The 24,340-nt window shown below is 67.4% G+C and carries 20 protein-coding genes and 2 tRNA genes; 10 read left to right on the top strand and 12 right to left on the bottom strand.

Annotation, left to right across the window (positions count from 1 at the left end; genetic code table 11):
* Positions 1-45 precede the first annotated feature (45 nt).
* Complete coding sequence (locus IEW34_RS06330; protein WP_188608304.1) at positions 46-609, top strand: NUDIX domain-containing protein; 564 nt, start codon at positions 46-48, stop codon at positions 607-609.
* A gap of 184 nt (positions 610-793) precedes the next feature.
* Positions 794-1,192, top strand: a complete 399-nt coding sequence (locus tag IEW34_RS06325; RefSeq protein WP_244641824.1) for a hypothetical protein — start codon at positions 794-796, stop codon at positions 1,190-1,192.
* 540 nt (positions 1,193-1,732) lie between these two features.
* Here IEW34_RS06325 and IEW34_RS06320 read toward each other — a convergent pair.
* Together IEW34_RS06320 and IEW34_RS06315 are read right to left on the bottom strand one after the other, a co-directional pair.
* Complete coding sequence (locus IEW34_RS06320) at positions 1,733-2,782, bottom strand: transglycosylase SLT domain-containing protein (protein ID WP_188608303.1); 1,050 nt, start codon at positions 2,780-2,782, stop codon at positions 1,733-1,735.
* Positions 2,783-3,176: 394 nt separating this feature from the next.
* Positions 3,177-3,941, bottom strand: a complete 765-nt coding sequence (locus tag IEW34_RS06315; RefSeq protein ID WP_188608302.1) for a ceramidase domain-containing protein — start codon at positions 3,939-3,941, stop codon at positions 3,177-3,179.
* 106 nt (positions 3,942-4,047) lie between these two features.
* Between IEW34_RS06315 and xth the strand changes: the two genes are divergently transcribed.
* Complete coding sequence (xth, locus tag IEW34_RS06310; RefSeq protein WP_188608301.1) at positions 4,048-4,830, top strand: exodeoxyribonuclease III; 783 nt, start codon at positions 4,048-4,050, stop codon at positions 4,828-4,830.
* Positions 4,831-5,013: 183 nt separating this feature from the next.
* On the top strand, positions 5,014-7,152 hold the full coding sequence (locus IEW34_RS06305; RefSeq protein ID WP_188608300.1) for a CHASE2 domain-containing protein: 2,139 nt from the start codon (positions 5,014-5,016) through the stop codon (positions 7,150-7,152).
* A gap of 116 nt (positions 7,153-7,268) precedes the next feature.
* Here IEW34_RS06305 and IEW34_RS06300 read toward each other — a convergent pair whose 3' ends face one another.
* Complete coding sequence (locus IEW34_RS06300) at positions 7,269-8,096, bottom strand: tetratricopeptide repeat protein (protein WP_188608299.1); 828 nt, start codon at positions 8,094-8,096, stop codon at positions 7,269-7,271.
* Positions 8,097-8,686: 590 nt separating this feature from the next.
* Here IEW34_RS06300 and IEW34_RS06295 point away from each other — a divergent pair.
* On the top strand, positions 8,687-10,036 hold the full coding sequence (locus IEW34_RS06295; protein WP_188608654.1) for an Nramp family divalent metal transporter: 1,350 nt from the start codon (positions 8,687-8,689) through the stop codon (positions 10,034-10,036).
* Between the two features lie 63 nt (positions 10,037-10,099).
* On the opposite strand, the gene IEW34_RS06290 is transcribed toward IEW34_RS06295, so the two are convergent.
* The 6 genes from IEW34_RS06290 to IEW34_RS06265 all read right to left on the bottom strand — a co-directional run bounded on the left by IEW34_RS06290 (position 10,100) and on the right by IEW34_RS06265 (position 17,482).
* Positions 10,100-10,852, bottom strand: a complete 753-nt coding sequence (locus tag IEW34_RS06290; RefSeq protein ID WP_188608298.1) for a DUF2459 domain-containing protein — start codon at positions 10,850-10,852, stop codon at positions 10,100-10,102.
* Positions 10,849-13,611, bottom strand: coding sequence for a valine--tRNA ligase (locus IEW34_RS06285; protein WP_188608297.1), 2,763 nt, complete (start codon positions 13,609-13,611; stop codon positions 10,849-10,851). Before IEW34_RS06285 ends, IEW34_RS06290 begins: the two co-directional genes overlap by 4 nt.
* Before the next feature lie 309 nt (positions 13,612-13,920).
* A complete protein-coding gene (locus tag IEW34_RS06280; protein WP_188608296.1) occupies positions 13,921-14,574 on the bottom strand; it encodes a PopZ family protein in 654 nt (217 codons plus the stop codon).
* A 405-nt stretch (positions 14,575-14,979) separates the two neighbouring features.
* Entirely contained in the window at positions 14,980-16,269 is a 1,290-nt protein-coding gene (locus IEW34_RS06275) for a TolC family outer membrane protein (RefSeq protein ID WP_188608295.1), read from the bottom strand.
* A gap of 418 nt (positions 16,270-16,687) precedes the next feature.
* Positions 16,688-17,356 (bottom strand): protein-L-isoaspartate O-methyltransferase family protein, encoded by a 669-nt coding sequence (locus IEW34_RS06270; RefSeq protein ID WP_188608294.1) that lies wholly within the window; start codon positions 17,354-17,356, stop codon positions 16,688-16,690.
* Positions 17,357-17,408: 52 nt separating this feature from the next.
* Positions 17,409-17,482, bottom strand: a tRNA-Cys gene (locus tag IEW34_RS06265).
* A gap of 229 nt (positions 17,483-17,711) precedes the next feature.
* On the opposite strand from IEW34_RS06265, the gene IEW34_RS06260 reads away from it, so the two are divergent.
* The 4 genes from IEW34_RS06260 (at position 17,712) to IEW34_RS06245 (ending at position 20,734) form a co-directional block, all read left to right on the top strand.
* Positions 17,712-17,786: transfer RNA gene (locus IEW34_RS06260), tRNA-Asn, on the top strand.
* Positions 17,787-18,167: 381 nt separating this feature from the next.
* The gene (locus IEW34_RS06255; RefSeq protein WP_188608293.1) at positions 18,168-18,590 is read left to right on the top strand and encodes a DNA ligase-like domain-containing protein; all 423 of its coding nucleotides are present in this window, start codon (positions 18,168-18,170) and stop codon (positions 18,588-18,590) included.
* A 139-nt stretch (positions 18,591-18,729) separates the two neighbouring features.
* Positions 18,730-19,833 (top strand): helix-turn-helix transcriptional regulator, encoded by a 1,104-nt coding sequence (locus IEW34_RS06250; protein WP_188608292.1) that lies wholly within the window; start codon positions 18,730-18,732, stop codon positions 19,831-19,833.
* A 226-nt stretch (positions 19,834-20,059) separates the two neighbouring features.
* The gene (locus IEW34_RS06245) at positions 20,060-20,734 is read left to right on the top strand and encodes a response regulator transcription factor (protein WP_188608291.1); all 675 of its coding nucleotides are present in this window, start codon (positions 20,060-20,062) and stop codon (positions 20,732-20,734) included.
* Positions 20,735-21,168: 434 nt separating this feature from the next.
* On the opposite strand, the gene IEW34_RS06240 is transcribed toward IEW34_RS06245, so the two are convergent.
* The 3 genes from IEW34_RS06240 to IEW34_RS06230 form a co-directional block, all read right to left on the bottom strand.
* A complete protein-coding gene (locus IEW34_RS06240; protein WP_188608290.1) occupies positions 21,169-21,555 on the bottom strand; it encodes a type II toxin-antitoxin system VapC family toxin in 387 nt (128 codons plus the stop codon).
* Positions 21,552-21,809: a type II toxin-antitoxin system Phd/YefM family antitoxin gene (locus IEW34_RS06235; RefSeq protein WP_188608289.1), complete on the bottom strand. Its 258-nt coding sequence runs from the start codon at positions 21,807-21,809 to the stop codon at positions 21,552-21,554. The genes IEW34_RS06240 and IEW34_RS06235 overlap by 4 nt, the downstream gene beginning before the upstream one ends.
* Positions 21,810-22,150: 341 nt before the next feature.
* On the bottom strand, positions 22,151-23,065 hold the full coding sequence (locus IEW34_RS06230) for a LysR family transcriptional regulator (protein ID WP_188608288.1): 915 nt from the start codon (positions 23,063-23,065) through the stop codon (positions 22,151-22,153).
* Positions 23,066-23,203: 138 nt separating this feature from the next.
* On the opposite strand from IEW34_RS06230, the gene IEW34_RS06225 reads away from it, so the two are divergent.
* Positions 23,204-24,151 carry a ring-cleaving dioxygenase gene (locus IEW34_RS06225; RefSeq protein WP_188608287.1) on the top strand — a complete coding sequence of 316 codons (948 nt, stop codon included), beginning with the start codon at positions 23,204-23,206 and terminating at the stop codon, positions 24,149-24,151.
* The last annotated feature ends 189 nt before the right edge of the window (positions 24,152-24,340 follow it).

The raw sequence follows: 24,340 nt of genomic DNA, 5'->3' as shown, positions 1-24,340 counted from the left end.
CGGTTTCGATGTCATAGCTCCGTCGGCATCCGAGCGGAGCGGACGTTGAGCCAAATCGAAGACATCAAGACCGTCTATCAGGGCTGGGGCCGGCTGCTGCTCGCCCAAGTGCGCCTGGCCGATGGCACGCTGATCAGCCGCGAAATCGAGGATCACGGCGTCGCGGCGGTGGTGCTGCCCTATGACCGGCAGCGGCGCGTCGCCATCCTGGTGCGGCAGCTCAGGACGCCCGTCCTGCACAGTGGCGGCCCGGCAGAGTTGCTGGAGGCCCCGGCGGGACGCATCGAGAGCACGTCGCCGGAGGAATGCGCACGCCGTGAGGGCATGGAGGAGGCGGGGCTGCGCATCGGCGAGCTCGTCCCCGTGTCGACGCTGTGGACGATGCCCGGCATCTCGACGGAACGGCTGCACCTCTTCCTGGCGCCGGTGACCGCGGCCGACCGGGTGGCGTCCGGCGGAGGGCTGGCCGACGAACACGAGAATATCACCGTGGTCGAGATGCCGCTCAAGCTCCTGCTGCAGCAGCTCGATTCCGGCGCTCTCGATGACATGAAGACGGCCTTCCTGGTGCAAGCACTGCTGCGCCGCGAGCCTGAGCTCTTCGCCTGACAATCGTGACAGCCCCGCCAGCCGATCCCTGGCCGCAGTGAGCCTCGCCATCTTCGCTCGCACCGCGGCACGCGCTTGGCTTGTGACGCCTCCGAAAAGACGTTACGCGTCGGTGCCCAACAGGACTGCGCAGCTGGGGCGTCGTCGCGGTTCGCGGGCATAAGGCAACAACGAGGCAATTGTCATGCGAACTGCGTTCTCCTTGAGTTCCCTTCCCCTCGCGGCCGCTCTGGTCGCGGCGCTCGCCGTGGGCGCCTGCCAGTCCACCACGACGCGTAAGGAGGACATGATGGCGGCGGCCGGCTTCAAGATCCGCCTGGCCGATACGCCCGAGAAGCTCGCCAACCTGCAGAAGCTGCCGCCGAACACCTTCGTTCCGCGCACCGTGAATGGCCAGACGGTCTTCGTCTACGCCGACCCGCTCGTCTGCAAGTGCCTCTACTACGGCAGCCAGCAGGCCTTTCAGACCTTCCAGGGCCTCAACTTCGAGCAGCGTATCAGCTCGCAGGACCTGCTCGCCGCTCAGATGAACGCGGACGCGACGTGGGACTACGGCGTGTGGGGCCCCGGCTGGTGGTATTGAGCGTCAGGTCAACGCCGCCGGCGACGTTGCCCTGACGGGCTTGAGGCTCGGCGCTCGGGTGGAACCATCCAAGCGCCGAGACGCGCGCCCGATTTAAAAGGCTACGCGTATTTCAGCGCCATGGGATGCCTCCGTCCAATGGCCAAATGCGCGATGTGTCGGACGAGAAGGCCGGGCTCGCTGCCCGGCCATTCCATTTTGGCCGAGGCGCTCGGCCCTCGTCATAGATCTGATCTCCGATCTTTCCGCCGGCACAGCCGAGAATAGGCGGCCGCACTCACCGGATCCAACAGGGAAGATGCAGTATAGATGCGCCTTCCTCGCTCTCGGTCGAATTCATGCGTCCCTGCATGACGGCTGGGAGGTCGTCGCCGGCATCGCCCGGTCCGACCGAGCCGCTGCTGCCCGTTCCGCGGGCACGACCGCGGCCGCCATGAGCCGGCTCCCCCGGTAGTCACACTGGAGCGAGCTGAGCCTGCCTGGCGCAACCAGGGCTGACGTCCACCGAACGGTGGAGCCGGACGCGCCGATCGGCGGAAATTACCGCGTTACGAGGTCCGTCATGCTGGCGTAGCGGTCGATGCGACGATCCATCATATCGATCAGCTTCTGATACACTTCGGCAATCGTCTTGCCGCGAAGCTTGCGCTTCTTCTCGCGTGTATAGAACAGGTTCGTGTTGGCCCGCGCGGCACTCGGAAACGCCTTCGCGGCATTGTCTTCGGGGCTGTCGTTCAGCAACTGCATGAAGCGTGCCGCTTGCTCGAAACCGAGAAAATGACACAGGTAATACTCGGGCTTGCTCAGGTCGCGGCCGATCCTGGTCGACACGTCCGCCCGGTCCCGCTTGAGCAACTCGGCCGCCATGACGGCCGACAGATACGGATCGCGTCGAATGGCCAGGATACGTTCCCGCTCCGCCGGTTCGACCTTGATCTTGTCGTCCAGCACCTCGATCTTGGCGGCCTCCTCGCCCAGTCCGTGAATCGGCCCGAACTCCTTCACCGCCCTCAACCAGGTCTTGTCGATGAACTGAAACATGCCCTCGGCGCTGGACGTCGGCGCCTTGGCATGGGCGGAAAAGCTCGATTCCTTGTCGGCAAGCGCCATTAGATAGACCGGGTCGACCTCGGTCCGCGACCCGGCGCGCCAGACGGTCTCGACCACGTCGCGGCGCACTGCGACCGAGCCGAAGCGCAATGTCTCGCTGGGATCGGGCGGCGACCGCAGCGCCAGCAGAGGCTGATCGACAACGGTTGTGGGCAGCGGCAGCATCGCCTGCACCGATGGCGGAAGCGACAATCGGATGATGGACGCGAGCTCGACCTTATGGTGGCCCGGCGCCGCATCGTCGTAGGAGTCATGGGCGGCGGCCGACGTGGAGGGCGCGCTGGAGCCGACGCCGGCGGCGAGGCCGATGGAGACCATGGTGAGCGTCAGCAGCTTCAGCGATGGATGTCGCCTGCCGCGTCGCCGCTCGCGCTTATGTCGTGAGTTGGTAGGTTTACCCTTGTTGGCCTCGAGCCAGATGATGTCATCGTCATCGCGGGCGATCGCGGCAAGTGCCGCATCACTCTTCTTCCACGTCAATCCTTGAAACCCCACTGCTTGCGGCGTCGCGCTACTTCACGACGTGCTGAGTTGCAGGGCCCATGGAGGAGGGATGTGGCAAGAATGCGCCGCGTTAACCATTCCGTCATTTGAACTGTGCGGTGCGTTGGCGCACTCCCCGCGCCCGTGGTGTTGAGGGGGCCCCCTAGGCACCGGCTCCGGCGCAAGATCGACTCGTGCGCGGGATTGTCCCGCTTCTCCCTAAAGGACACGGCAATCCCCGCAGCCGGGTTGCCACGTAGCCATCGGCCCGACCGGTTCCTGCACGCGCGACCGACCGACGCAGCGATGCCATGGCGGCCCGCTCGAGACACGGTGCGCATCCAAATCTTCGGCCGTACCGCCTGGGGGACCGGCCGCGTGGGCAGAACGGTCAGTGTCGGCCGCGATGCGCCCCGGAGCGTCCCTCGGACCGGGTGCCCCCCGCCGGTTGGATGGGCGCCGGGTGTGTGGCCCGCGCGGATGCCGCATGGCGGAACAGCGCGTCGCACAACAAGTAGAGCAGCAACGCGTTGAGAGCGTGCCACAGGAAATGGGTGCCGACGGGAAGGGTGGCGCACACCGCCTGGTCGATGGTGCGGAACGCCAGCGATACGCCAAAGACGGCAGCGGCCGTGAGCAGGCGGTAGCCGCTGGCGGCCGCGGCCGGCCTCGCGATCAGCAGACAGCCGATGACCAGCATGGCGAGGGCGGCCGGCAGATAGTCGAACGAGCCGTTGAGCGGATCGCCACCTCGCCCCCGCGCCCAGCCGCCCCACAGCATCCCCACCCCCGCAGCGACGGCCTCGTAGAGCAGGGTTGCCGCCACCGCGGCGCCCCAGCCGAGGCCGAAGAAGGTGCGCATGGCGAGGGCGAAGTAGACGAGAATGAACAGGGCGATCGGAATGACGTCGGCTAGCAGCGACCAGCGATTGGCGAAGGTGTGGAAGAGGAAGCTGCCAATGCCGATGACCACCAGCAGCCCGACGAGGACCGCAGCCCGGGGGCCGGCCGCTCCCGCGGCGATCGCGCGGCGCGCGACAAGGGCTGCGGCGACCAGAAAGGCCGCGTTTGAGGCCGCGTTGAATGGCTCGGCCCAGAAATCCGGGCTACAGCGCTCGCAGTAGGCGTCGGTCGGCGTCCACCAGCCCGGATCCATGCCCCCTCCCCGCCACGGTGCTTCGGTTTCGTGCCCTGGGGTGCTATGCGGCCCGACGCAGCGAGACCGACTGGCCCGCTCTCGCCGCCCGGAGCCCCGAGACTTGATGCGCATCGCCACCTGGAACGTCAATTCGGTCAAGCAGCGCCTTGATCACCTGACCGGCTTCCTGAAAGAGGTTCAGCCCGATGTGCTCTGCCTCCAGGAGATCAAGTGCGTCGACGAGGCATTCCCGACGGCCGAGGTGGCCGATCTCGGCTACAACGCCGCGGTGCACGGCCAGAAGGGCTTCAACGGCGTCGCCCTTCTGTCCCGCCTCCCCCTTGAGGATGTCCGGCGCGGGCTGCCGGGGGACGAGAGCGACAACCAGTCGCGATATATCGAGGCGGTGGTCTCGGTGCCGTCGGGCGCGGTGAGGGTCGCTTCCATCTACCTGCCTAACGGCAATCCGCTGGGGACGGAGAAATTCGCCTATAAGCTGGCCTGGATGGAGCGGCTCGGCGAGCATATGCGCGCGCTGCTGGCGCTGGAGGAGGCGGCCATCTTCGGCGGCGACTACAATGTGATCCCCGATGAGCGGGACGCCAAGGACCCGGCGGCCTGGATCGGCGACGCCCTGTTCCAGCCCGAGAGCCGCGCCTTCTACCGCGCTTTTCTCAACCTTGGCCTTACCGACGCGCTGCGCGCCTGCCGCGACGAGGGCGGGCTCTACACCTTCTGGGATTACCAGGCGGGTGCCTGGCAGCGCGATTTCGGCATCCGCATCGACCACTTGCTGCTCACGCCGCGCGCCGCCGACCGCCTGCGTGCCGTGGAGGTCCACAAGTCCCTCAGGGCTCTGGCCAAGCCCTCCGACCACGTGCCGGTCGCCGCCGATCTCGACCTTTGACCGAGCCGCGAGCGCCAGCGATGCGTGGTGCATGCTAGCATGCGGGCACTGGAGCGCTACACGATCGGCTGGAATCACCCGTTCGCGTAGCGCTCCAGATGCGAAAGGCTATGAGCGTTTCCGTGCCATGGGATGACCCTCGTCCAATGGCACGGACATACTCTTGGGCAGGCGAGGCCGCCGATGGCGAGAACCTGGAGGCTCGGACAGAAGCTGATCACCGGCACCGCGACGGGGCTCGTCGCGGCCGCGCTGGCGATCACCCTGATCCTGACCGACTCGCCGCAGGTGCGCGCCCTGCGCAACCTGGTGTTCGACAATTACCAGCGGCTCGCTCCGCGCGCCTACGAGCCGGCGACGCCGGTGCGCGTCATCGCGATCGACGAGGAGTCGCTCGCCAAGGTGGGGCAGTGGCCATGGCCGCGCGAGACCGTGGCCAAACTGGTGAACCGCCTGGGTGAGGCGGGCGCGGCGACGGTTGCGCTCGACATGATCTTTTCGGAGGCGGAGCGCGGCGACGACACCGAGGGCGACAAGGCGCTGGCGCAGGCCATCGGCCGCTATCCCGTGGTCATCGGCCAGGCGCTGGCGAATTCCGGCACGGCACCGGTGGTCAAGGCGGGGCTCGCGTTCGCGGGCGACGATCCGCTTCGCTTCGTGCCCCCGTTCGCCGGCGCGATCGTACCGCTGCCGGCGCTGGCGGAGGCCGCGCAGGGCGTCGGCGCCTTGAACTGGGTGCCCGACCGCGACCTGATCGTGCGCCGTGTAGCGACGTTCTTCAACGTCGGCGGCCACCTGGCGCCCTCGTTCGCCATCGAAGCGCTACGGGTGGCGCAGCGGGCGTCGGGCGTGGTCATCAAGGCGTCGAACGCCAGCGGCGAGACCAGCCTCGGGCAGCACACCGGTATTATCGCCGTCAAGGTCGGTGCCTTCGAGATCCCCACCGAGAGCGATGGCTCGGTGCGCGTGCGCTACGCCGGCACCCACGCCGAACGGTACCTTCCGGCGTGGCGCGTGCTCGACGAGACGACCGACCTCAGCGCGCTCGAGGGCACGATCGTCTTCGTCGGCGCGGCGGCGGCGGCGCTTGCCGACATCCGCGCCACGCCAATCGACGCAGTGGTGGCGGGCGTCGACGTCCATGCCGAATTGGTCGAGCACGTGCTGACTGGAGCCCGGCTCAGCCGCCCGGACTATGGGCCGGGACTGGAATCGCTGCTGACCCTCGCGGGGTGCCTGGCGGTCGGCATCGCGGCCGTGCTGCTCGGCCCTTTTCCCGCCGCGGCCGCAACGATCCTGCTGCTCTCGGCCACCGTCGGGGGAAGCTGGTTCGCCTTCTCCCATCGCGAGCTGCTGATCGATCCGGCGCTGCCGACGCTCGCCATGGTCGGGACCTTCGCCGCCGCCGCGGTCGGCGCGCTCAGGCGCTCCGATCTCGACAAACGGCAGATCCGCGAAGCCTTCGGGCGCTATCTATCGCCGAGCATCGTCGAGGCCCTGGCCGACGACCCGAGCAAGCTGAAGCTCGGTGGTGAGATCAGGCCGCTGACGGTGCTGTTCTCCGACATCCGCGGCTTCACGGCGCGCTCGGAGCGGCTCAGCGCCGAGGATGTGCTGCGGTTCCTGAACTCGGTGCACGCGCCGATGACCGAGGAGGTGCTGCGGTCCGGCGGCACCCTCGACAAGTTCATCGGTGACGGTCTCATGGCCTTCTGGAACGCCCCCATCGACGTGCCCGACCACGTCCGCGCCGGCTTGCGATGCGCCCTCGCCATGCAAAGGGCGCTCCTGATCATCGAGGAGGAGTACCGCAAGGAGAGCGCCGCAGCCGGGCGAGATCATCACCCCATAGCCATCGGCATCGGTCTGCATACGGGACCCGCGTGCGTCGGCAACGTGGGATCGATAAGACGCTTCGACTATTCCGCCATCGGAGACACGGTGAACACTGCCGCACGCATCGAGCCGATGTGCAAGACCTACGGCATCCCGATCCTCGTCTCGGAGGAGGTGACCGAGGCTGCGCCCGGCTTCGCCTATCTTCCCGTCGACGAGGTGCAGTTGCGCGGGCAGCAGAGGGCGTCGCACCTCTACGCCCTGCTCGGCGACGAAACAGCGGTCACGGCTGAGTTCACCGCCTTCCGTGCGCTGCACCAGATGGCGCTGGCGGCGTGCCGGGACGGCTCGGCCGACGCCGAGCTCCGGCTCGCCGTGTGCGAGCGCCACGCCATGGGGGCGCAGTTCGCCGTGATCTACCGGCTGCTGCGGGACAGGCTGGCGGCCAAGCGGCTCGTGGTCGATACGATCCTGGATGCGGTTTAAAGCCTGATCCCCAAAAGTGGCTACAGCTTTAGGAAAAAAGCAAAGACTTAGAGCGGGGCGATGACTCGAGGAAAATCATCCCGCTCTAAGGCGTTACGAAACCGATCGCCGGCGCGTCAGCGCTGCATATGCTGTTCGAGATAGATCAAGGCGACCTGGCGATCGTTGTCGCTCACTTGCGCGAACGCCTTGTCGTGCATCTCGACGATCCAGCCCTCTTTCTGGGGATCGGCGGCGTCACGCGCCAGCGTCAGCCACATCAGGCCGCGGGCAGCCTGGCGCGGCACCCCCTGCCCGTTCACCAGCAGGTGCCCCAACAACGCCTGCGAGGGCGCATGCCCCTTCTCGGCGGCGAGGTTGAGCCAACGGGCCGCTGTCCGGGAATCCTTGGCGCCGCCCTGCCCGTCGAGGTAGAGCCGCGCCAGATTGTACTGCGCGTCGGCATCGCCGTAGAACGACGCCGCATACTGGAACATCTCGCGCGCCCGAGCGACGTTGGGCTTCACGTAGGTGTTGGGGATGCCGTCCACGAAGTAGCCGCCGAGGACGACGAAGGCATTGGAAACGAAGCGGGCGTTGGGCGAGTCGGGACCGTCGTCGGCGTGGGCATCGGCGATGCGCGAGAAGTACTCGAACGCCTTGAGGTCGTCGTGGGCAACCCCGTCACCGTCCGCATACATGCGACCAAGCTTCCACAGTGCCGGCGAATGGCCCTTCGTCGCCGCGTACTCGAGGGCGCGTACCGCGCCGGCCTTGTCGCCCGAATTGTAGTTGCGGATGCCGCTGCGGAAGGCGTCCCGTTCCGACTTGAAGCTGGGCCCGGGCACGGGGATGGTGACGGCCGCGGCACCGCTTTGCGGCCGCGATGCATCGAGCGCGAAGCCGGGTCCACCCCCCGCCAGCCCAGCGCACAGTCCGTATGCGAGGAGACTAAATGTCCGCATCGCGTCGTTTTTCACCTGGACCGACCGGACGGGCCGCAGCCCCGGGCTTCTCCCGGGTAACCGCCCGCGGCAGACCCCTCCTAGGGCAGCTGGAGCGGCGCGGTGCGCGACGGGACCGGTCCGTCCCATGACGGCTCGGCAGCTCGGCCCCGTTGATCGCGCATACGTTCATCCACCAGCTCCCAGCGGCATGTCTGACTGCTCCTCGGACATGCCACGCACGGGTTAAGAAGCAACTGCCCCTCAGGCGCGCCGGGCTGCGCATTGCCCCTCCTCGCCGCTGCATGAGGGATGCGCAAAAGCCAGCGGTCTCAAAGGCTTGCCTTCAAGTTCATTGACTGATCCCGGTTTATGGCGGCTTCGCGGCACATCGTGGCCCGGGGTGAGGCTTATACTTGTTCTTAATTTCCTGTGACCTTCGGGCCACAGTCTTTGCGGCCCGCTAGACTCGGCAGAGCCGCATGTGCCGTGGCGGCCTTTGTCGCTTGACCTTGCAGTGCAGCGAGGGCAGAGTTAAATGCAAATCGTTCTCATTTGCGGTAACGCGCCGCGCCGGCGCCCTCAAGCCCCACGGGTCCTCGATCATGGATATGGTTCACGCGGACGCGACCGACGGTGCCGTCAAGCCGTCCCGTCTCATCGATGATCGTCGCAGCCTGGGCCCACTGAACGCCAGCATCCACGTGCCGCCCGCCGGGCTTTGGCTGCGCCGCTTCCTGGCCTTCGCCGGCCCGGGCTACATGGTCTCGGTCGGCTACATGGACCCGGGCAACTGGGCGACCGACATCAGCGGCGGCTCGAAGTTCGGCTACACCCTGCTCGCCGTCATCCTGATCTCCAACGTGATGGCGATCGTGCTGCAGGCGCTGGCGGCGCGCCTGGGCATCGCCACCGACAAGGATCTGGCGCAGGCATGCCGTGACTACTACTCGCGCCCAGTCAGCTTGGCCCTCTGGCTCGCGTGTGAAGCGGCGATCATCGCCTGCGATCTGGCCGAGGTGATCGGCACGGCGATCGCCCTCAAGCTGCTGTTCGGCATTCCGCTGCTGTGGGGGGCGCTGCTCACCGCCCTCGACGCCTTCCTGATCCTTCTGCTGATGCAGCGCGGCTTCCGCTACCTGGAGGCGTTCGTGGTGGCGCTGCTGGTCATCATCTTCGTCTGCTTCGCCGCGCAGATCGCCATGTCGTCGCCGCCGGTGGCCGCCGTGCTGCAGGGCTTCATTCCGTCCTCGACGATCGTCACCGACCCGCTGGCGCTCTACATCGCGATCGGCATCATCGGCGCGACGGTGATGCCCCACAACCTCTACCTCCACTCCTCGATCGTGCAGACGCGCGCCTATCCACGCACCGAGCAAGGCCGCCGCGGCGCGCTCAAGTGGGCGGTGACCGACAGCACCATCGCGCTGATGCTGGCGCTGTTCGTCAATGCCGCCATCCTCATCACCGCCGCCGCCGTGTTCCACGACAACGGACGGACCGACGTGGAGGAGATCGAGCAGGCGCATGCCCTGCTGTCACCGATGTTGGGCGTCGGCATCGCCTCGACCCTGTTCGCGGTGGCTCTGCTGGCCTCCGGGCTCAACTCGACGGTCACCGCCACCCTCGCCGGCCAGATCGTCATGGAGGGCTTCCTCCACCTGCGCCTGCCGGACTGGATGCGCCGCCTGATCACGCGCGGCATCGCCATCGTCCCGGTCGTCATCGTCACGGCGCTCTACGGCGAGAGCGGGACCGCCAAGCTGCTGATCCTGAGCCAGGTCGTGCTGTCGATGCAGTTGCCGTTCGCCATTATCCCGCTGGTCACCTTCGTGTCCGATCGCCGCCTCATGGGAGCGCTCGCCATCCCCGCGTGGCTCAAGGTGGTCGCCTGGGCCATCGCCCTCGTCATCGTCGCGCTGAACGTGAAGCTGCTGGTGGATGTCGTTCTCGGCACCTGAGCGGATCGCGATCGTGCCGTGGCGTAGACATGCGCCGCGGCTTGGAGCCCTTGGAGCCGCCTCTCAGCGATTGGTCGGTTCTACCCGGTCGCGAAGCGCGATCGCGGGCAGACGCCGCATGCCGGCGCGCTGCTCCAGATAAAGGGCGAGCCCCGCCGGCAGGATGGCCAGCAGCGGTGCGGTGGGCACCCCCGCGGCTCCGACGAGGCGGGCGGTCCAGTGATTGCACACGTTGAACAGGTTGAACGTGCCCGTAGCGCGGAAGAACAGGCTAGGGCCGTAGACACCGGCGCCCAGCGCCAGCGGCTGCCCCTGGGCGTCGCGCCCGAACGAGCGCTCCAGCTCGGTGATGAGGCCGAGAAAGCCCTCGGCCGAGAGGGTGAGCGCGCCGAGATCGTCGTCGGGAAAGGCGGCACGGGGATCGTCACCCACGCCGACCACATGCAGCACGGCGGCATTTCCCGGCCGCAGCAGCGCGCTGAGCGCGAGCCTCCAGTCGAGCCGGTCGATGCTCGGCACCTGCCTGTAGAAGCGCTCCTCGCCCCAGCCGACCTCGATCCAGGAATAGGCGGCGAAGCGTGTTGCCACCGCAGTCACGGCCGGAAAGGCGCCGTGACGGGCGGCCTCCAGCAGCGCGGCCCGCGGCAGCAGCAGGCCGGAGTGGTAGGCGCGCCCGACGACGTAGATGGTGACGGCGCGCTCGTCGGCCGCCGGATAGAGCGCCGGATTTGCCGGGGTGCTCGTGAGCCAGCCGAGAAACACCAGGCCGGCGCCGACCAGGGCCGCCGCCGCCGCAAGCCGGCGGACGAGCGTCAAGGCGCGCCCAGACGCTCCAGAGCCTCCTCGATCTTGGCAATGCGCGTGCGGGCCTCCGCGAGCCGCTCCTTCTGCTCCTCGACGACCTCTTCGGGCGCGCGGGCCAGGAAGTCGGGGTTGCCGAGCTTGGTCTCGACCTTGGCGATATCGGTGCCGAGCTTGTCCATCTCCTTGCGCAGCCGGGCGCGCTCGGCCTCGAAATCGATCACACCCACCAGCGGCAGGGCTGCGAGTTCGCCGCGCACCACGAGCTGGATCGAGCCGCGATCGAGCGCCTCGGCCTCGGAGATCTCCGCCACCCGTGCCAGACGCTTGATCGTGTCGCCCCAGCGCGCCGCGTGAGCCCGCACCGTGGCGGAGGGCTTGACCAGCACCAGCGGCACTTGAGCACCCGCCGGCACGTTGGTTTCCGAGCGGGCAGAGCGGATCTCCGAGATGAGGTCGACGACCCAGCCGAGCTCCGTCTCTGCTTGGGCCGACGCGACGCCGAGCGGCGCCGGCCAGGGCGCCAGCGCCAGCAGGGTCGAGCGCCCGCCGCGCATGGGCCCGGTGGTCCGCCACAGCTCCTCGGTCAGGAACGGCATGAACGGATGCAGGATCTTGCAGATCTCGTCGAGCACGAAGGCGACCGTGGCGCGCGTCTCGTCCTTCGCGGCACCGTCGGCCCCCTGCAGCACCGGCTTGGTCAGCTCGACATACCAGTCGCAGAAGACGTTCCAGACGAAACGGTAGGCCGCATTGGCCGCGTCGTTGAAGCGGAAGGTCTCGATGGCGCGGGTGACGTCGGCGACGGTCCGTTCGGTCTCGCCGAGCACCCACAGGTTCAACGTTTCGCGCACGCCGCCCGGTGCGAATCCCGGCGGCAGCGCACACTCGTTCAACTCGGCGAAGCGGGCCGCATTCCACAGCTTGCTGGCGAAGTTGCGATAGCCTTCGACGCGCTGGGTCGACAGCTTGATGTCGCGCCCCTGGGCAGCCATGGCGGCTAGCGTGAAGCGCAACGCATCGGTGCCGTAGCGGTCCATCAGCTCGAGCGGATCGATGACGTTGCCCTTCGACTTCGACATCTTGGCGCCCTTCTCGTCACGGACGAGCGCGTGGATGTAGACGTCGCGGAACGGCACCTCGCCGGTCGTGTGCAGGCCCAGCATCATCATGCGGGCCACCCAGAAGAAGATGATGTCGAAACCGGTGACGAGCGTGCTGGTGGGATAGAAGCGCTTCAATTCCGGCGTCTCGTCCGGCCAGCCGAGCGTCGAGAACGGCCATAGTCCCGACGAGAACCAGGTGTCGAGGACATCCTCGTCCCGCACCAGGAAACCCTCGGCCTTCTCCGGCGCGGAGGCCAACGCCTCCGCCTCGGCCTCGCTCAGCACGTCGTTCTCGACCGCATGGGCGAGCGCCTGGGGCAGCACCTCGTCGAGGCTCTCGCCCACGAACACGGCGCCGTCCGGCGTGTACCAGGCGGGAATCTGGTGGCCCCACCACAGCTGCCGCGAGATGCACCAGGGCTCGATGTTCTCCAGCCACTGGAAGTAGGTCTTCTCCCAATTCTCCGGGATGAACCGGGTCCGCCCGTCACGCACCGCCTCGAGCGCCCGTTCGGCGAGCGGCTTGACGTTGACGTACCATTGGTCGGTCAGCCACGGCTCGATCACCACGCCGGAGCGGTCGCCGTGAGGCACCATATGCGTATGCGGCTCCACGGCGACGAGTGCACCGCGATCCTCCAGCATGCCGACGATGGCCTTGCGGGCGGCGAAGCGGTCCGCGCCCTGGAGTGCCAGCACCGCGGCGAGATCCGGCCCCTCCGCATCCGCGAGGAAAGCGGCGTTGGTCGCCAGGTCGAGCCGAGCCTCCGCGTCGAAGATATTGATGAGCCCGAGCCCGTGGCGCTTGCCCACCTCGAAGTCGTTGAAATCGTGCGCCGGCGTGATCTTGACCGCGCCCGTACCCTTCTCGGGATCGGAATAGGCGTCCGCGACGATCGGCACGAGGCGGCCCACCAGCGGGAGCTGCACCATGCGGCCCACGAGGTCGCGGTAGCGCTCGTCGTCAGGATTCACGGCGACGGCCACGTCGCCGAGCATGGTCTCGGGGCGCGTGGTGGCGACGACGACGAAACGATCCGGCTCGGCGGCCAGCGGGTAGCGGATGTGCCAGAGGTTACCCTTGGTCTCGATCTGCTGGACCTCGAGGTCGGAGATCGCGGTCTGGAACCGCGGATCCCAGTTCACCAGCCGCTTGTCCCGGTAGATGAGACCGTCGCGATGGAGCTGGACGAACACCTTGAGCACGGCGCGCGACAGCCCCTCGTCCATGGTGAAGCGCTCGCGCGACCAGTCGCACGAGGCGCCAAGACGCCGAAGCTGGGTGCCGATGGTGGAGCCGGACTCGGCCTTCCACGCCCACACCTGTTCCAGGAAGGCGGCCCGCCCCATCTCGCGCCGGCCCGGCTGCTGCCGCTCGGCCAGCTGTCGCTCCACCACCATCTGGGTGGCGATGCCGGCATGGTCCATGCCCGGCTGCCACAGCACGTCCCGCCCGCGCATGCGTTCGAAGCGGACGAGGATATCCTGCAGCGTGTTGTTGAGCGCGTGGCCCATGTGCAGGGAGCCGGTCACGTTGGGTGGCGGAATGACGATGCAATAGGGCTCGGCTCCCGCCCGCTCGGGCCGGCCGGCGCGGAACGCGCCCGCGCTCTCCCAGAGGTCGGAGATGCGTCCCTCCACCGCGGAGGGCTCGAAGGTCTTGTCCATGTGCTTTGCTTACCGTCGGCTGGGAGATCGTTGCATCGGCCTGCGCGAGATGCAGGGAGCGCTGCGTTCGCTTAGAGCATTTCCCGCCCGGATGTAATCATCTGATCGGATTCCCGAAACCCGGACGGCCACGCCAGCGCCTGGCGGCCATCTCGGCGGGCAGAGGCGTCACGCCTGCAAAGGTCTCGTCAGGCTCGCATGGGCCTCGCGGCGGCTCGCCGGAACATGCCGGCCGCGAGCGCAGCGCGACGGGTGGGGAAGGCGGCTGCAAGCTGCAGGACGAAGACAGGTACCGGCCGCGCGCCCCGTCTAGTCGCGCCGACCGCCGCGGACCACGCGCTCGATCTCTTTGCGCACGAGCTGCTCGACGAGGTCGGGCAGGTTATCCTCGAGCCACTCACGCAGCATCGGCCGCAGCATTTCCGCGACCACCTCCTCCATCGTGCGTGCACGATGGGTGATGCTCGCGGTCAAGGCGTCGAAGGCGCTGCCGACCGATGCGTCGACGCTGCGCGAGGTCAAGCGGTCCGCGTCCGGCGGCCGGCCGGCCGCCAGCGGAGCCGGCTCCGCGTAGCGCAGACGGGGATCCGGAGCCGGGCGCGTGACGTCATGCGGCAGTTGGGCGGCGTCCCGCTGATCGAGATGGCTCTCACGCCCGCCATGGTCCGCGCCTCGCCCAGCGCGGTCGTCGTCCAGCTCGAGCTCACGGGCACCCCGCTCATGCTCGTCTTGCGCCATCACGGCTCTTACCGGCGCCTGCGACTCCGCCAACTCGTCGTCGTCCGGGACGCGCGGCCGGATCGAGGTGAGGCGCTGCAGATCGCGATCGATGGACGGACGCAGGCGGGGCAACTCCTCGTTCGTTCGGCGAGGCGCGGGGCGCGCGGGATGAAGGTCCCCCAGGCCGAGGGCGCGCTGATCATCCGAGATGATGCGCCGGATCGAGGCGAGGATGTCGTCCATGGCCGGGTCGCGGACCGGCTGGGCCTCTGTCGCGCCGTTCGTCTGATAGGCCCTGGAGCCGCCAGCGCTCATCACATCCCCCGATGCGGCCCGTCCGATTCCGGGCCACCCGAATCAAGAACGCGCTCGCGCGTTAGTATTTCATGTGAGCGCGCACGAGCAATCGCTCTACGGCGTTGTCCCAAGCCGATACGGCCGATCGGCAATCATGGTTAACGCTACCGCCCCCTGGAGCGTGGCGCCCCCGCCCGACCGCCGCTAGCCGATCCAGCGATCGCAAACAGCCGGACGGCCGCACTGGGCCGTCCTGCCATCGGGTGGAATTCGCGATCGCGAACGACGCGCTCGCACATGCGCACGGTTGGAGCGCCTGCGGTCAGAGGATTGACCTGCTCGGGACGAGCCTTACCGGCCGCCCGGCGTGTCCAGGCCGATCCACTTGTCCTTCACCTGCTTGTAGTGCGTCTTCGAGTCGTACTGGGTGACGCTGAGCGCCAGCGTGCGCGACGACAGTTTGCCGATCGACGACAGCACCGAGTAGGAGTTGACCACCCGGTCACGCTGCGCCGACACGAGCTGCACGCGCGAGTTGAGCAGCAGCTGTTGGGCGTTCAACACGTCGAGGGTCGTGCGCTGGCCGACCTTCGCCTCCTCGCGCACGCCGGCAAGCGCGATCTCGTTGGCCTGCACCTGGGCCGTGGCCGCGTCGATCTGGGCCTTCGCCGCCTCGAGCGCGCTCCAGGACGAGACCAGGGCCTGACGCACCTGATCGCGCGCGACGTCGACGTTGATGCGTGCCTGCCCGGCGGTCTCCTTCGCCTGCCGGGTCTGGGCATAGACCTGCCCGCCCTCGTAGATCGGCACGGTCAGCTGCGCCACGACACTGGCGCTGGTGCGCGCATCGCCGGGCGTCAAGGAGTTCCAGGCCCGCGCGAGGCTGGAGGTGAGACCGAGCTGAGGAAGCAGGGCGCTCTGCGCCACCTTCACCTGCAGCTCCGCCGCGTCGACGCCGTGCATCGCCGCGTTGATGGCGGGGTGCTCGGACAGCGCGAGCACGATGCTGCGGTCGAGCGTCTTGGGCAGCAGGTTCTCGATCGACCGGCCCGGCGCCAGCTGCCTCGGCTCGATGCCGATCACCTGACGGTATTGGGCGATGCTGGTCTTCAGGTTGGCCTCGGCAACGCTGAGCTGCGAGCGCCCGCTCGCCAGGGCGGCCTCGGCCTGGGCGACGTCGGTGCGCGTCACCTCGCCGACGTTGAAGCGATCCTGGGTCTGGCGCAGCTGCTCCTGGAGCACCTCGACGTTGTTGCGCTGCAGGTTGACCGTCGCCGTGTCGCGCAACACGTTCATATAAGCGGTGGCGCCGCTGAGCAGGGTGTTCTGCTCCTGGTTGCGCAGGTTCTCGCGCGCGCCGAACACGTTCGATTCGGCCTGCCGCACGGAGTTCTTGGTGCGCTGGCCATCGTAGATCTGCTGCGTGACGCTAACGCCGATGCTGCCGGGCCACAGGTCGGACGAACCGCCGCCGTTTCCCTGGTTGTTGAGGTAGCTGTAGCCGATCGAGGACGTGGCATTGACTTGAGGCCGCATCCCCGCCTTGGCGATCGGCACGGTTTCGTCGGTGGCACGCACGCCGGCGCGCTGTGCATTGAGAGTGGGGTTGCCAAGATAAGCTTTTGCGAGGGCTCCATTCATTGTCTCGGCCGCAAGCCCGGTCGGGCACAGAAGTGCCAAACCCAGGGCTCCAGCCGTACCGAGCAGCTTGGCGCGGCGCGAACTGCACAATCGAGTCACCATCCACCTATCTGCCGGATCGGGCCCACGGCCGACCCGATCGCTTTTTGTTAAGCGGCCCCCGCTGCGGTCACGATAGCGACCGAGGGCGGATGCGAAAACGTCTACGGCACCTCTGAACCCGTTTCTCGGCGCAGGTGCCGTAAAAATGCGACAGGCCGATCGCCCTAGGCACCTCCCAAGCGATTGATTCCGGGAGTGAACCCGGGGAAGAGCCCTCGGAGACGGCGGCAAGCCGCCGGCGCTCCTGGCGAGCGGGTCTGGAAAGAGGGAAATCGCTGTCCCGGGCAGCGCACGCGGGGCGCGCTCGGGAACGGCGTCAGAACACGAACTTGGCCGGCGCCTCGAGCCCGTCGACAATGGGTGCGGAGGCACCGAACAGCGGCTGCCGGCTGAGCGCCGTGCCGCGCTTCACATAGAGCGAAGCGGTGGCAACCGCCTCGGTCGCATCGATGCCGACGAGGCGACCGCCGTCGACCAACTGGTCGAGCAGCGCCTGCGGCTGCACCTCGAAGGCACTGTTGAGCAGAATGGCGTCGTAAGGCGCCCCCTTGGCATAGCCAGCGGCGATCGGGCCGACGGCGATCTCGACACCGCCGGCGCCCGATTCGGCGAGCGCCTCGCGCGCCGCCGCGGCCAGCGCCTCATCGGGTTCGAGCCCCGTGACGCGAGCACCGAGGCGGTGCAGCAGCAAGGTGGTGTAGCCGGTGGCGCAGCCCGCGTCGAGAACGGCCTCGCCTTCGCTCAGGTCGAGCGCCTGGAGCATCCGTGCCACGATCATCGGCGCCAGCAGGCAGCGCCTGGCGAAGGGCGCCGTGCTATCGAGCGGCACGGCCACGTCGCTGTAGGCCAGGGCCTCGCGGCCCGGGGGCACGAATTTTTCGCGCGGCGCCTCGTCGAAGGCGGCAATGATGGCGAGGTTGGTCACGTCGAAGGTGCGCACCTGGCGATCGACCATGGTGCGGCGAGCCGCGGCGAAATCGAGCATGAACCCCTCGGCGATTCGGACGACGCGTGGCGCCGGAACCAGCCCGGCGAACTGGAGGCCTCGGAGGGAATCGAACCCCCGTACAAGGATTTGCAGTCCTCTGCGTAACCACTCCGCCACGAGGCCTCGGCGCGGTTCTTAGCCCAGGCGGGGGCCCAGGGGCAACTCATGCACCGCGATATTCTCGCACGCTGCCCACAGCCTTGGCGGCGAGCCGCCTTGGCGCCGCCGTTTCCCGCCGCGAACAAGCTTGCGATGCCCCCTTCCGCGCGACCGCCGCCGACGCCCTGTCGCGCTGCCCCATCAAAGGCCTTGCGCACCGGATCGGGTTGGGCTAACACGCGGCCTCCGCTGTTCCTCGGTAGCTCAGTGGTAGAGCAACCGGCTGTTAACCGGTTGGTCGCTGGTTCGAATCCGGCCCGAGGAGCCACCTTCCCCAAAACGTTCCATTAGAGCCCCCAGCGCAACGATTGCGCGTCGAAGAGCGGCTCATGTTGCACGTTTCTTGCCATTCCAGCCGGCGAGCGGCGGACGCTTCGATCCGTTGGCATCGCCGTGCCATGCTTCAGCCAAGGCCGCTCCGCCTCGCCGGCCACGTACGCAACAGGGCGCCGGCCGCAGTGACGGCGCGCAGCCGCGCCCTGCAAGCGGGGCAAGCGCCAGCCCGAACTGTTTGAGGCGCCCCTCCCCGCCTGGATACCGCCGTGCCTGGCGACGCTCGTCGCCCGCCCGCCGTCCGCCGTCGGTTGGACGCGCGAGATCAAATGGGACGGGTATCGGGTCGGCGGCGACGTCGAGGAGAGTCGCGCCATTGTCTGCACGCGCAACGGCAACGACTGGACGCACCGGTTCCCGTCGATCGCGGCTGCGGCTGCCGCGCTGCCGATCAGCAACGGCGATCATCGACGGCGAGGCGGCGATCCTCGACGAGAGCGGCATCTCGCATTTGGGTCTGTTGCAAGAAGTTCTCGGCCGCGGGTCTTGCGACAAGGCCGCCGTCAGCGCGCCTCTGGCCGCGTTCGACCTGCTGTTCCCGGACGGGCACGACCTGCGGGGCCGGGCGCGCGACAAGCGCCGCGACGCGCTCGTCACGATCCTGCCGGCGACGCACGATTGGATCCGGCTGAACGAGGCCATCGAGGGCGATGGAGCAGCGATCATGCGCGGCCGGCCATGGCCGGCGCGAACGAACCCGATAAAATCGGGGCTGCGCAGCGTCCGCAGGACAGGGTGACAGCCCGATGAGAGCCGTCGGGCTCCGGCGCCGTGTCAATGGGGCAGACCGTTGACGCCCAGCGCTTCGCGCCGCATCCCCCAAAGAGTGGCGCCGGTTTAAATTTCAGCGGGCCTGAGCGGTAAAAATAGGAGCGGTGATGGACGATGCTGCCGAGCAGCTTATCGACCGAGCGTACGAGGCCAGCATCGTCCCGGATCGATGGCCACAGCTCTTGCACGACCTCGCCGTGTTCATGGGAGGGGCCGGCGGGGCGATGTTCACGATCGGAAGCGCCGGCATGGCGTGGACAGTGTCAGAGTCCTTTCGGGAGGTGATGGAGATCATCAGCCGGTCGCACACGGACAACGCCCGTTTGCGGTCCGCGCTCGCCCTGCGCCACCCCGGCTTCGTCTCCGATGCCGATCTGCTGACGCGGGAGGAGATGAGCCGTTCCCCCTTCTATCGCGACCTCTTACGGCCCCGGGGCTGGGGCTGGGTTGCCGGCACGGTCATCGACATCCCGAACGGTGACATACTGGCCTTCAGCCTGGAACGTCGCCTTGAGCGCGGCCCCGTGGAATCGCGTTACATCGCCGCCCTGGACGGTCTACGTCCGCATCTGGCTCGGGCCGCACTGCTGACGGCGCGCCTCAATCGGGAGCGTGTTCTCGCCGGGATAGAGATCCTCGCACAGCTTGGACTGCCGGCCGTGGTGCTCGACGCGTCAGGCAAGGCGCTGGCTGCGAACGGACTGCTCGAGCAGATCCCTCGGCAGATCAGGATCGGCTCCTTCGATCGATTGTCGCTCGGCCACGCGAAAGGCGATGAACTGCTGCAAAGCGCCTTGGCCGAGATTCGAGCAGGGACCGGCCACCGCGCCGTCCGCTCCATCGGCATTCCGGCAATCGACGAGAGCCCGGCGCTGGTGGTGCACCTGGTGCCGATCCGCGGGGCCGGGCAGGACCTTTTCACGTTTGGTGCGGCCGTACTGGTGGCGACGCCGGTCACAGTGCCAGCCGCACCCGGCTCCAACTTGCTGTCGGGCCTGTTCGACCTGACGCCGGCTGAGGCGAAGCTGGCGCGGGCTCTGGTCGGTGGCCACAACCTGACCTCCGCCGCGCAGGCGCAAGGCGTCTCGCGCGAGACGTTGAAGACCCACCTCGAGGCTGTACTGGCCAAGACCGGCACGCGGCGACAAGCCGAGCTCGTCGGCCTGCTCGCCGGCATCGGCGCAACTCGCCCCCAGACGTCGGATCTGTGACTGGGAGATATCCGGCGCCCAACGTATCACTCGTTCGGCCCATCCCCCGTTTGGGGGAGGTGCAATCCCCGGCCTCGCATTAGCTTGGTGCCCAATGCTCCCTCGGGAGCGGGCCGTCGCGCGTGCAAACGCGCTTGCCGCCGCGCCGCGCAATTCGCCAGGCTCCGCCGCCGTTTTCGGGTTTGAATGGTGACATCTCTAAGTACGCCTCTCGCCGATGCCCGGCGTGACTAAGCGCACCAGTTCGTCGGGAGAGTGCACAGTTCTGATCGAAAGTCGGACCTTCTTTCGCGAATGCGTGCTCGCCTCGCTGCAGGCGATCGATCCCACGCGCGAGTTCGTGGCCTTCGAGAGCGTCCCCGAATGGGCACAGAGCCACGTCGCCACGCGGACGTCTCTGCTCGTGCAGTGGGCTTCGGGAAAGGCGCCGCAAGACGAGGTCTTCAGCGAGCGGTTGCGGCAGGTGGTGGAACGACCCGGGTCGCCTCCGGTCGCGGTCATGTCCGACTGCGAGGATGCGGAACTGATCGCACACGTGATGAATGGCGGCGCACGGGCATTCCTGCCAGCAGCCAGCATGGGAATCGAGATCGTCGCCAAGGTCCTGGAACTCGTTCGCGCCGGCGGGACCTTCATTCCCGCGAGCACGCTCGCCGCGGCGCCGGCGGCTGACGAGGTCCATGCACTGACCGCCACTGAACAGGGCCCGTCGCTCTCGCCGCGTCAGCTAGAGGTGGCGCACGCCATCAGCCGGGGATTGCCGAACAAGCTGATCGCCCACGAGCTCGATATGTCAGAGGGCACGGTCAAGGTGCATGTGAAGCACATTCTGCGGAAGCTCAACGCCAAGAACCGCACGCAGGTCGCTATCCGCCTACGGAAGATGGAGGACCGTCCCTGACGAGGAACGAGTGAACCGGCTCTTCTTCATCTCCGTCACCGACGGAGACCAATTCAAACCGAAGGCGCTTCGCGGGCAACGTCGATAGGAGGCCACTTTAGGGCTTGACGTGGAAGGCTCGAGACACCGGCCGAGATGCTCGCCAAACGAATTGTCCCTTCTGGATAAGGGGCTGACGCTGCACCCCTTTTTTCCAGAGGTCGAAGGGGAGACATGCCGCCTCACGCGTGCGAGCGTATTCTCCTCAGGCAGCCTATTCACCGCCCGTCGTGCGGTGAATAGGGCCATCAAACTCCGCAAGGCGCTCGCACGCACGTCAGCTCCGAGCGATTGGGAAAGCTCTCGCGCTTGGCATCTGCCCACTCGCGGCATGTCACGACGAGGTGAGAGGGACAGCGCCATGCTTAGCTGCTGCCAGCTGCGTTGCTTCGCTCTCATCGAAGAGCATTTTCGATGTCGGTCCGCCTAAAATCCTCTCCCACATAGAGCAGGGGACATCCGTGCTCCTTCGCCACCTCATAGGCGAAGCAGTCCCCGAAATTAAGCGTCGCCGGGTGAACGCCCTTCCCCCATTTCTCGTAGGCATCGGCGATGCGTCGTGCCGAAGCCGGCGTCACACTGACGATCTCGAACCCGAGCCCATCGACCAGGCGCCCCACCTCTTCGCCGACATTACGTCGTCGGGCGACGATCAGAGCTTCAGCAACCGTGCCGGCGGAGATCAGCAGACGTTCTTCGGCTTCGAGCACGGCGGCGCAGGCTTCCGCCTCCGTGTCATTCAGCGCAATCGCCATGAGCGCGGACGTGTCGACGGCAATCATCCGGGAAGGCCGTCGTCACCATAGAGGAAATCCTGGCTGCGCGCCGCGCTCGGTCCGGCAGTCGCCTTCGCCGCAGCAGACGCACGGACCGCATCGAGCAACGCCTTGCGGGATTTCGCGTCGACCACGGGCTTAACTGGAACAAGCCTCACGGCGGGATGACCGTGACGCGTGAGGATGACCTCGTCTCCCGCCTCGGCGCGTCGTACCAGCTCAGTGAGTTGGCCCTTCGCTTCGGTCACCGAAATCTGCATCGCACCGCCTTGGCCTGAACTTTCGCCGTCCACACATTTAGACCATTTAGTGGTCCATTTCAATGGTCGGATCGCTCACGCCGATGCCCCTGCGCCGCGTGATGTTGCCCCGCGCGGCTGCGCCAGCTCAGGAGGGTGTCGTCGTTCCCGGCGTGTCGGGCGACGAGCCCGCCGAACCGCGGCATCACGCGCCGTCCGGCGACCGCAGACGGCCGGGTGGAATGCCGGACCGAACCGTCCTAGGGCGCTTTCGAGCGAAGTGGACGCCGGTTCGCGTGAAGAAAACGCGATAAAACAAACAGATAGAGTATTTCGGCGATTCGAAGAAACGCGGAAATGCTCTAACGCTCGGCCCGCCATGGCGGCGCGGTCCCGAACGTCTCGGCCAGGTGGTCGACGATGGCGCGAAGCTTCATCGGCATCGGCTTCACCGGGGGCCAGACGGCCGAGATCGGCAAGGGCACGGGCGTCAGATGGTCGACCAGGCGAACCAGGCGGCCGTCGGCGAGCGCGTCATGGGCGATGAACAGAGGCACGATCGTCACGCCCAGACCGGCGATCGCCATATCGCGCATCGCTTCGCCGTTGTTGGCGGATATCCGCCCCTGCATGGGCACACCGACCACGCCGCCCCTGTCGTCCAGAAATTGCCAGAGCTGCGCCGACTGGATGTTGAAATAGCCGATCGAGGGATGCTCGGTCAGATCGGCGAGGCCGGTCGGGGCACCGCGGCGGGCGACATATTCGGGGCTTGCGCAGACGACGCGGGGGTCCTCGCAGAGCTTGCGCGCAATGAGGCCGGAATCGGGCATCTGGCCGATGCGCACCGCCAGGTCGAAACGGCCGCGGGCCAAGTCGATGAAGCGATCATCGTAGTCGATCAAGATCTCCAGGTCCGGATGGCGGCGCGCGAAATCCGCGATCGCCGGGCTCAAATGGCGGATGCCGAAGCTCATCGGCGCGGAAATTGAAAGGCCGCCACGCAGGCCCGCCATGCCCCACGCCGCGCTCTCGAGCGTGTGCGTGATCTCGGCCAGTGCGGGACGCAGCCGCGAGGCGAGCTCCGCGGCGGTCTCGGTCGGCGTGATCCGCCCGGCATGGCGTTGGAACAAAGCCGCCCCGAGGGCCGCCTCGAGATCGGCGATGCGCTTGCTGACGACGGATTTCGACAGATTCGCTCGCGCGGCCGCCGCGGATACCGTGCCAACCTCCATCACGTCGAGGAAGGTTCTTAGCTCTTCGACGGTCCACTTCATGGAAAATCCGATGGTGTTCGCTCGAAATTAAGACCACGCGCCTGTTCGAGAATCGCGAACGCCAGGTCCAGCCGCACCGCTCTAACCCCATGCGTCGAGGTCGACGACATTCGCCCGAAGAGACAAGGAGTGGTCCCCATGCAACTGACCGGCATCCATCATCTGACGGCAATCACCGCGAACGCCCCGGACAACAAGCGGTTCTACACTGAAACGTTGGGCCTTCGGCTCGTCAAGAAGACCGTCAACCAGGACGACACGAGCGCCTATCACCTGTTCTATGCCGACGGCGAAGCGACGCCGGGCACGGATCTCACCTTCTTCGATTGGCCGGCGGCGCGGGAGCGGCGTGGCACCCATTCGATCAGCCGCACCGGGTTGCGGGTCTCGGGCGAGGAGAGCCTGGAATACTGGGCCGCGCGTCTCAAGGAAGCCGGAACGACGGCGAGCGAGATCGCCGTGGTCGACGGGCGCGCCGGGCTCGACTTCGAGGATCCGGAAGGCCAGCGCTTCCGGCTTGTGGACGACGGCGGGTTCGGCGCGGCTCGCCCTTGGGCACGCAGTCCCGTCCCCTCCGCCCGGCAGATCCGAGGTCTCGGCCCCATCACCATCTCGGTGCCGGATCTCAAGCCGACCGAGGCGATCCTGACCCCCGTCCTCAACATGGAACGGATCCGCGACTATCCCGCGCCGGACGGCAAGGGGCAGGTGCACGTCTTCAGCATGGGCCAAGGCGGCCCGGCAGCAGAGCTGCATGTCGCGGTCCAGCCGGGCTTGCCGGCGGCGCGCCAAGGCGCAGGCGCCGTGCATCATGTGGCGTTCCGCACGCCCGACGTGCCGGCGATCCACAACTGGGCCGCGCGGCTTTCGGAGCTCCGCGTTCCGAGCTCCGGGGAGGTCGAGCGCTATTATTTCCGCTCGCTCTACTTCCGCGAGCCGAATGGGATCCTGTTCGAGATCGCGACCGACGGGCCGGGCTTCGCCGTGGACGAGCCGCTGGAAACCCTTGGCGAGCGCCTCTCCCTGCCGCCCTTCCTCGAGGACCGGCGCGCATCCATCGAGGCAGGTCTGCGACCGCTCAGTTGAACGAAAGCCCTCCGGAGACGAAGGCTCCGGAGGGCTCCCAGCCGAGCGCACGACCGCCAGAAGTAGACCCGGATCGGAACAGGATTAGGCTCAGGTCAAATTCTTTTATCTTGATGACTTGCTAAAGAGACTGAATTCGGCGCGGCGGTTACGCTCCAGCTCCGCTTCTCCCTGGCAGCGTTGGGGCTC

This window comes from Chelatococcus reniformis, assembly GCF_014640075.1.
Lineage (GTDB): Bacteria > Pseudomonadota > Alphaproteobacteria > Rhizobiales > Beijerinckiaceae > Camelimonas > Camelimonas reniformis.
This window is presented reverse-complemented; position numbering and strand designations above follow the sequence as displayed.

Bases quoted from the DNA above. Each gene is read 5' to 3' on its own strand.
- IEW34_RS06240 (WP_188608290.1), bottom strand. From the start codon at position 21,555: ATGATTGCCGTCGACACGTCCGCGCTCATGGCGATTGCGCTGAATGAC.
- IEW34_RS06270 (WP_188608294.1), bottom strand. From the start codon at position 17,356: ATGCTCGATTTCGCCGCGGCTCGCCGCACCATGGTCGATCGCCAGGTG.
- IEW34_RS06325 (WP_244641824.1), top strand. From the start codon at position 794: ATGCGAACTGCGTTCTCCTTGAGTTCCCTTCCCCTCGCGGCCGCTCTG.
- IEW34_RS06275 (WP_188608295.1), bottom strand. From the start codon at position 16,269: ATGAATGGAGCCCTCGCAAAAGCTTATCTTGGCAACCCCACTCTCAAT.
- IEW34_RS06305 (WP_188608300.1), top strand. From the start codon at position 5,014: ATGGCGAGAACCTGGAGGCTCGGACAGAAGCTGATCACCGGCACCGCG.
- IEW34_RS06300 (WP_188608299.1), bottom strand. From the start codon at position 8,096: ATGCGGACATTTAGTCTCCTCGCATACGGACTGTGCGCTGGGCTGGCG.
- IEW34_RS06315 (WP_188608302.1), bottom strand. From the start codon at position 3,941: ATGGATCCGGGCTGGTGGACGCCGACCGACGCCTACTGCGAGCGCTGT.
- IEW34_RS06280 (WP_188608296.1), bottom strand. From the start codon at position 14,574: ATGGACGACATCCTCGCCTCGATCCGGCGCATCATCTCGGATGATCAG.
- IEW34_RS06250 (WP_188608292.1), top strand. From the start codon at position 18,730: ATGGACGATGCTGCCGAGCAGCTTATCGACCGAGCGTACGAGGCCAGC.
- IEW34_RS06295 (WP_188608654.1), top strand. From the start codon at position 8,687: ATGGTTCACGCGGACGCGACCGACGGTGCCGTCAAGCCGTCCCGTCTC.
- IEW34_RS06225 (WP_188608287.1), top strand. From the start codon at position 23,204: ATGCAACTGACCGGCATCCATCATCTGACGGCAATCACCGCGAACGCC.
- xth (WP_188608301.1), top strand. From the start codon at position 4,048: ATGCGCATCGCCACCTGGAACGTCAATTCGGTCAAGCAGCGCCTTGAT.
- IEW34_RS06285 (WP_188608297.1), bottom strand. From the start codon at position 13,611: ATGGACAAGACCTTCGAGCCCTCCGCGGTGGAGGGACGCATCTCCGAC.
- IEW34_RS06230 (WP_188608288.1), bottom strand. From the start codon at position 23,065: ATGAAGTGGACCGTCGAAGAGCTAAGAACCTTCCTCGACGTGATGGAG.
- IEW34_RS06235 (WP_188608289.1), bottom strand. From the start codon at position 21,809: ATGCAGATTTCGGTGACCGAAGCGAAGGGCCAACTCACTGAGCTGGTA.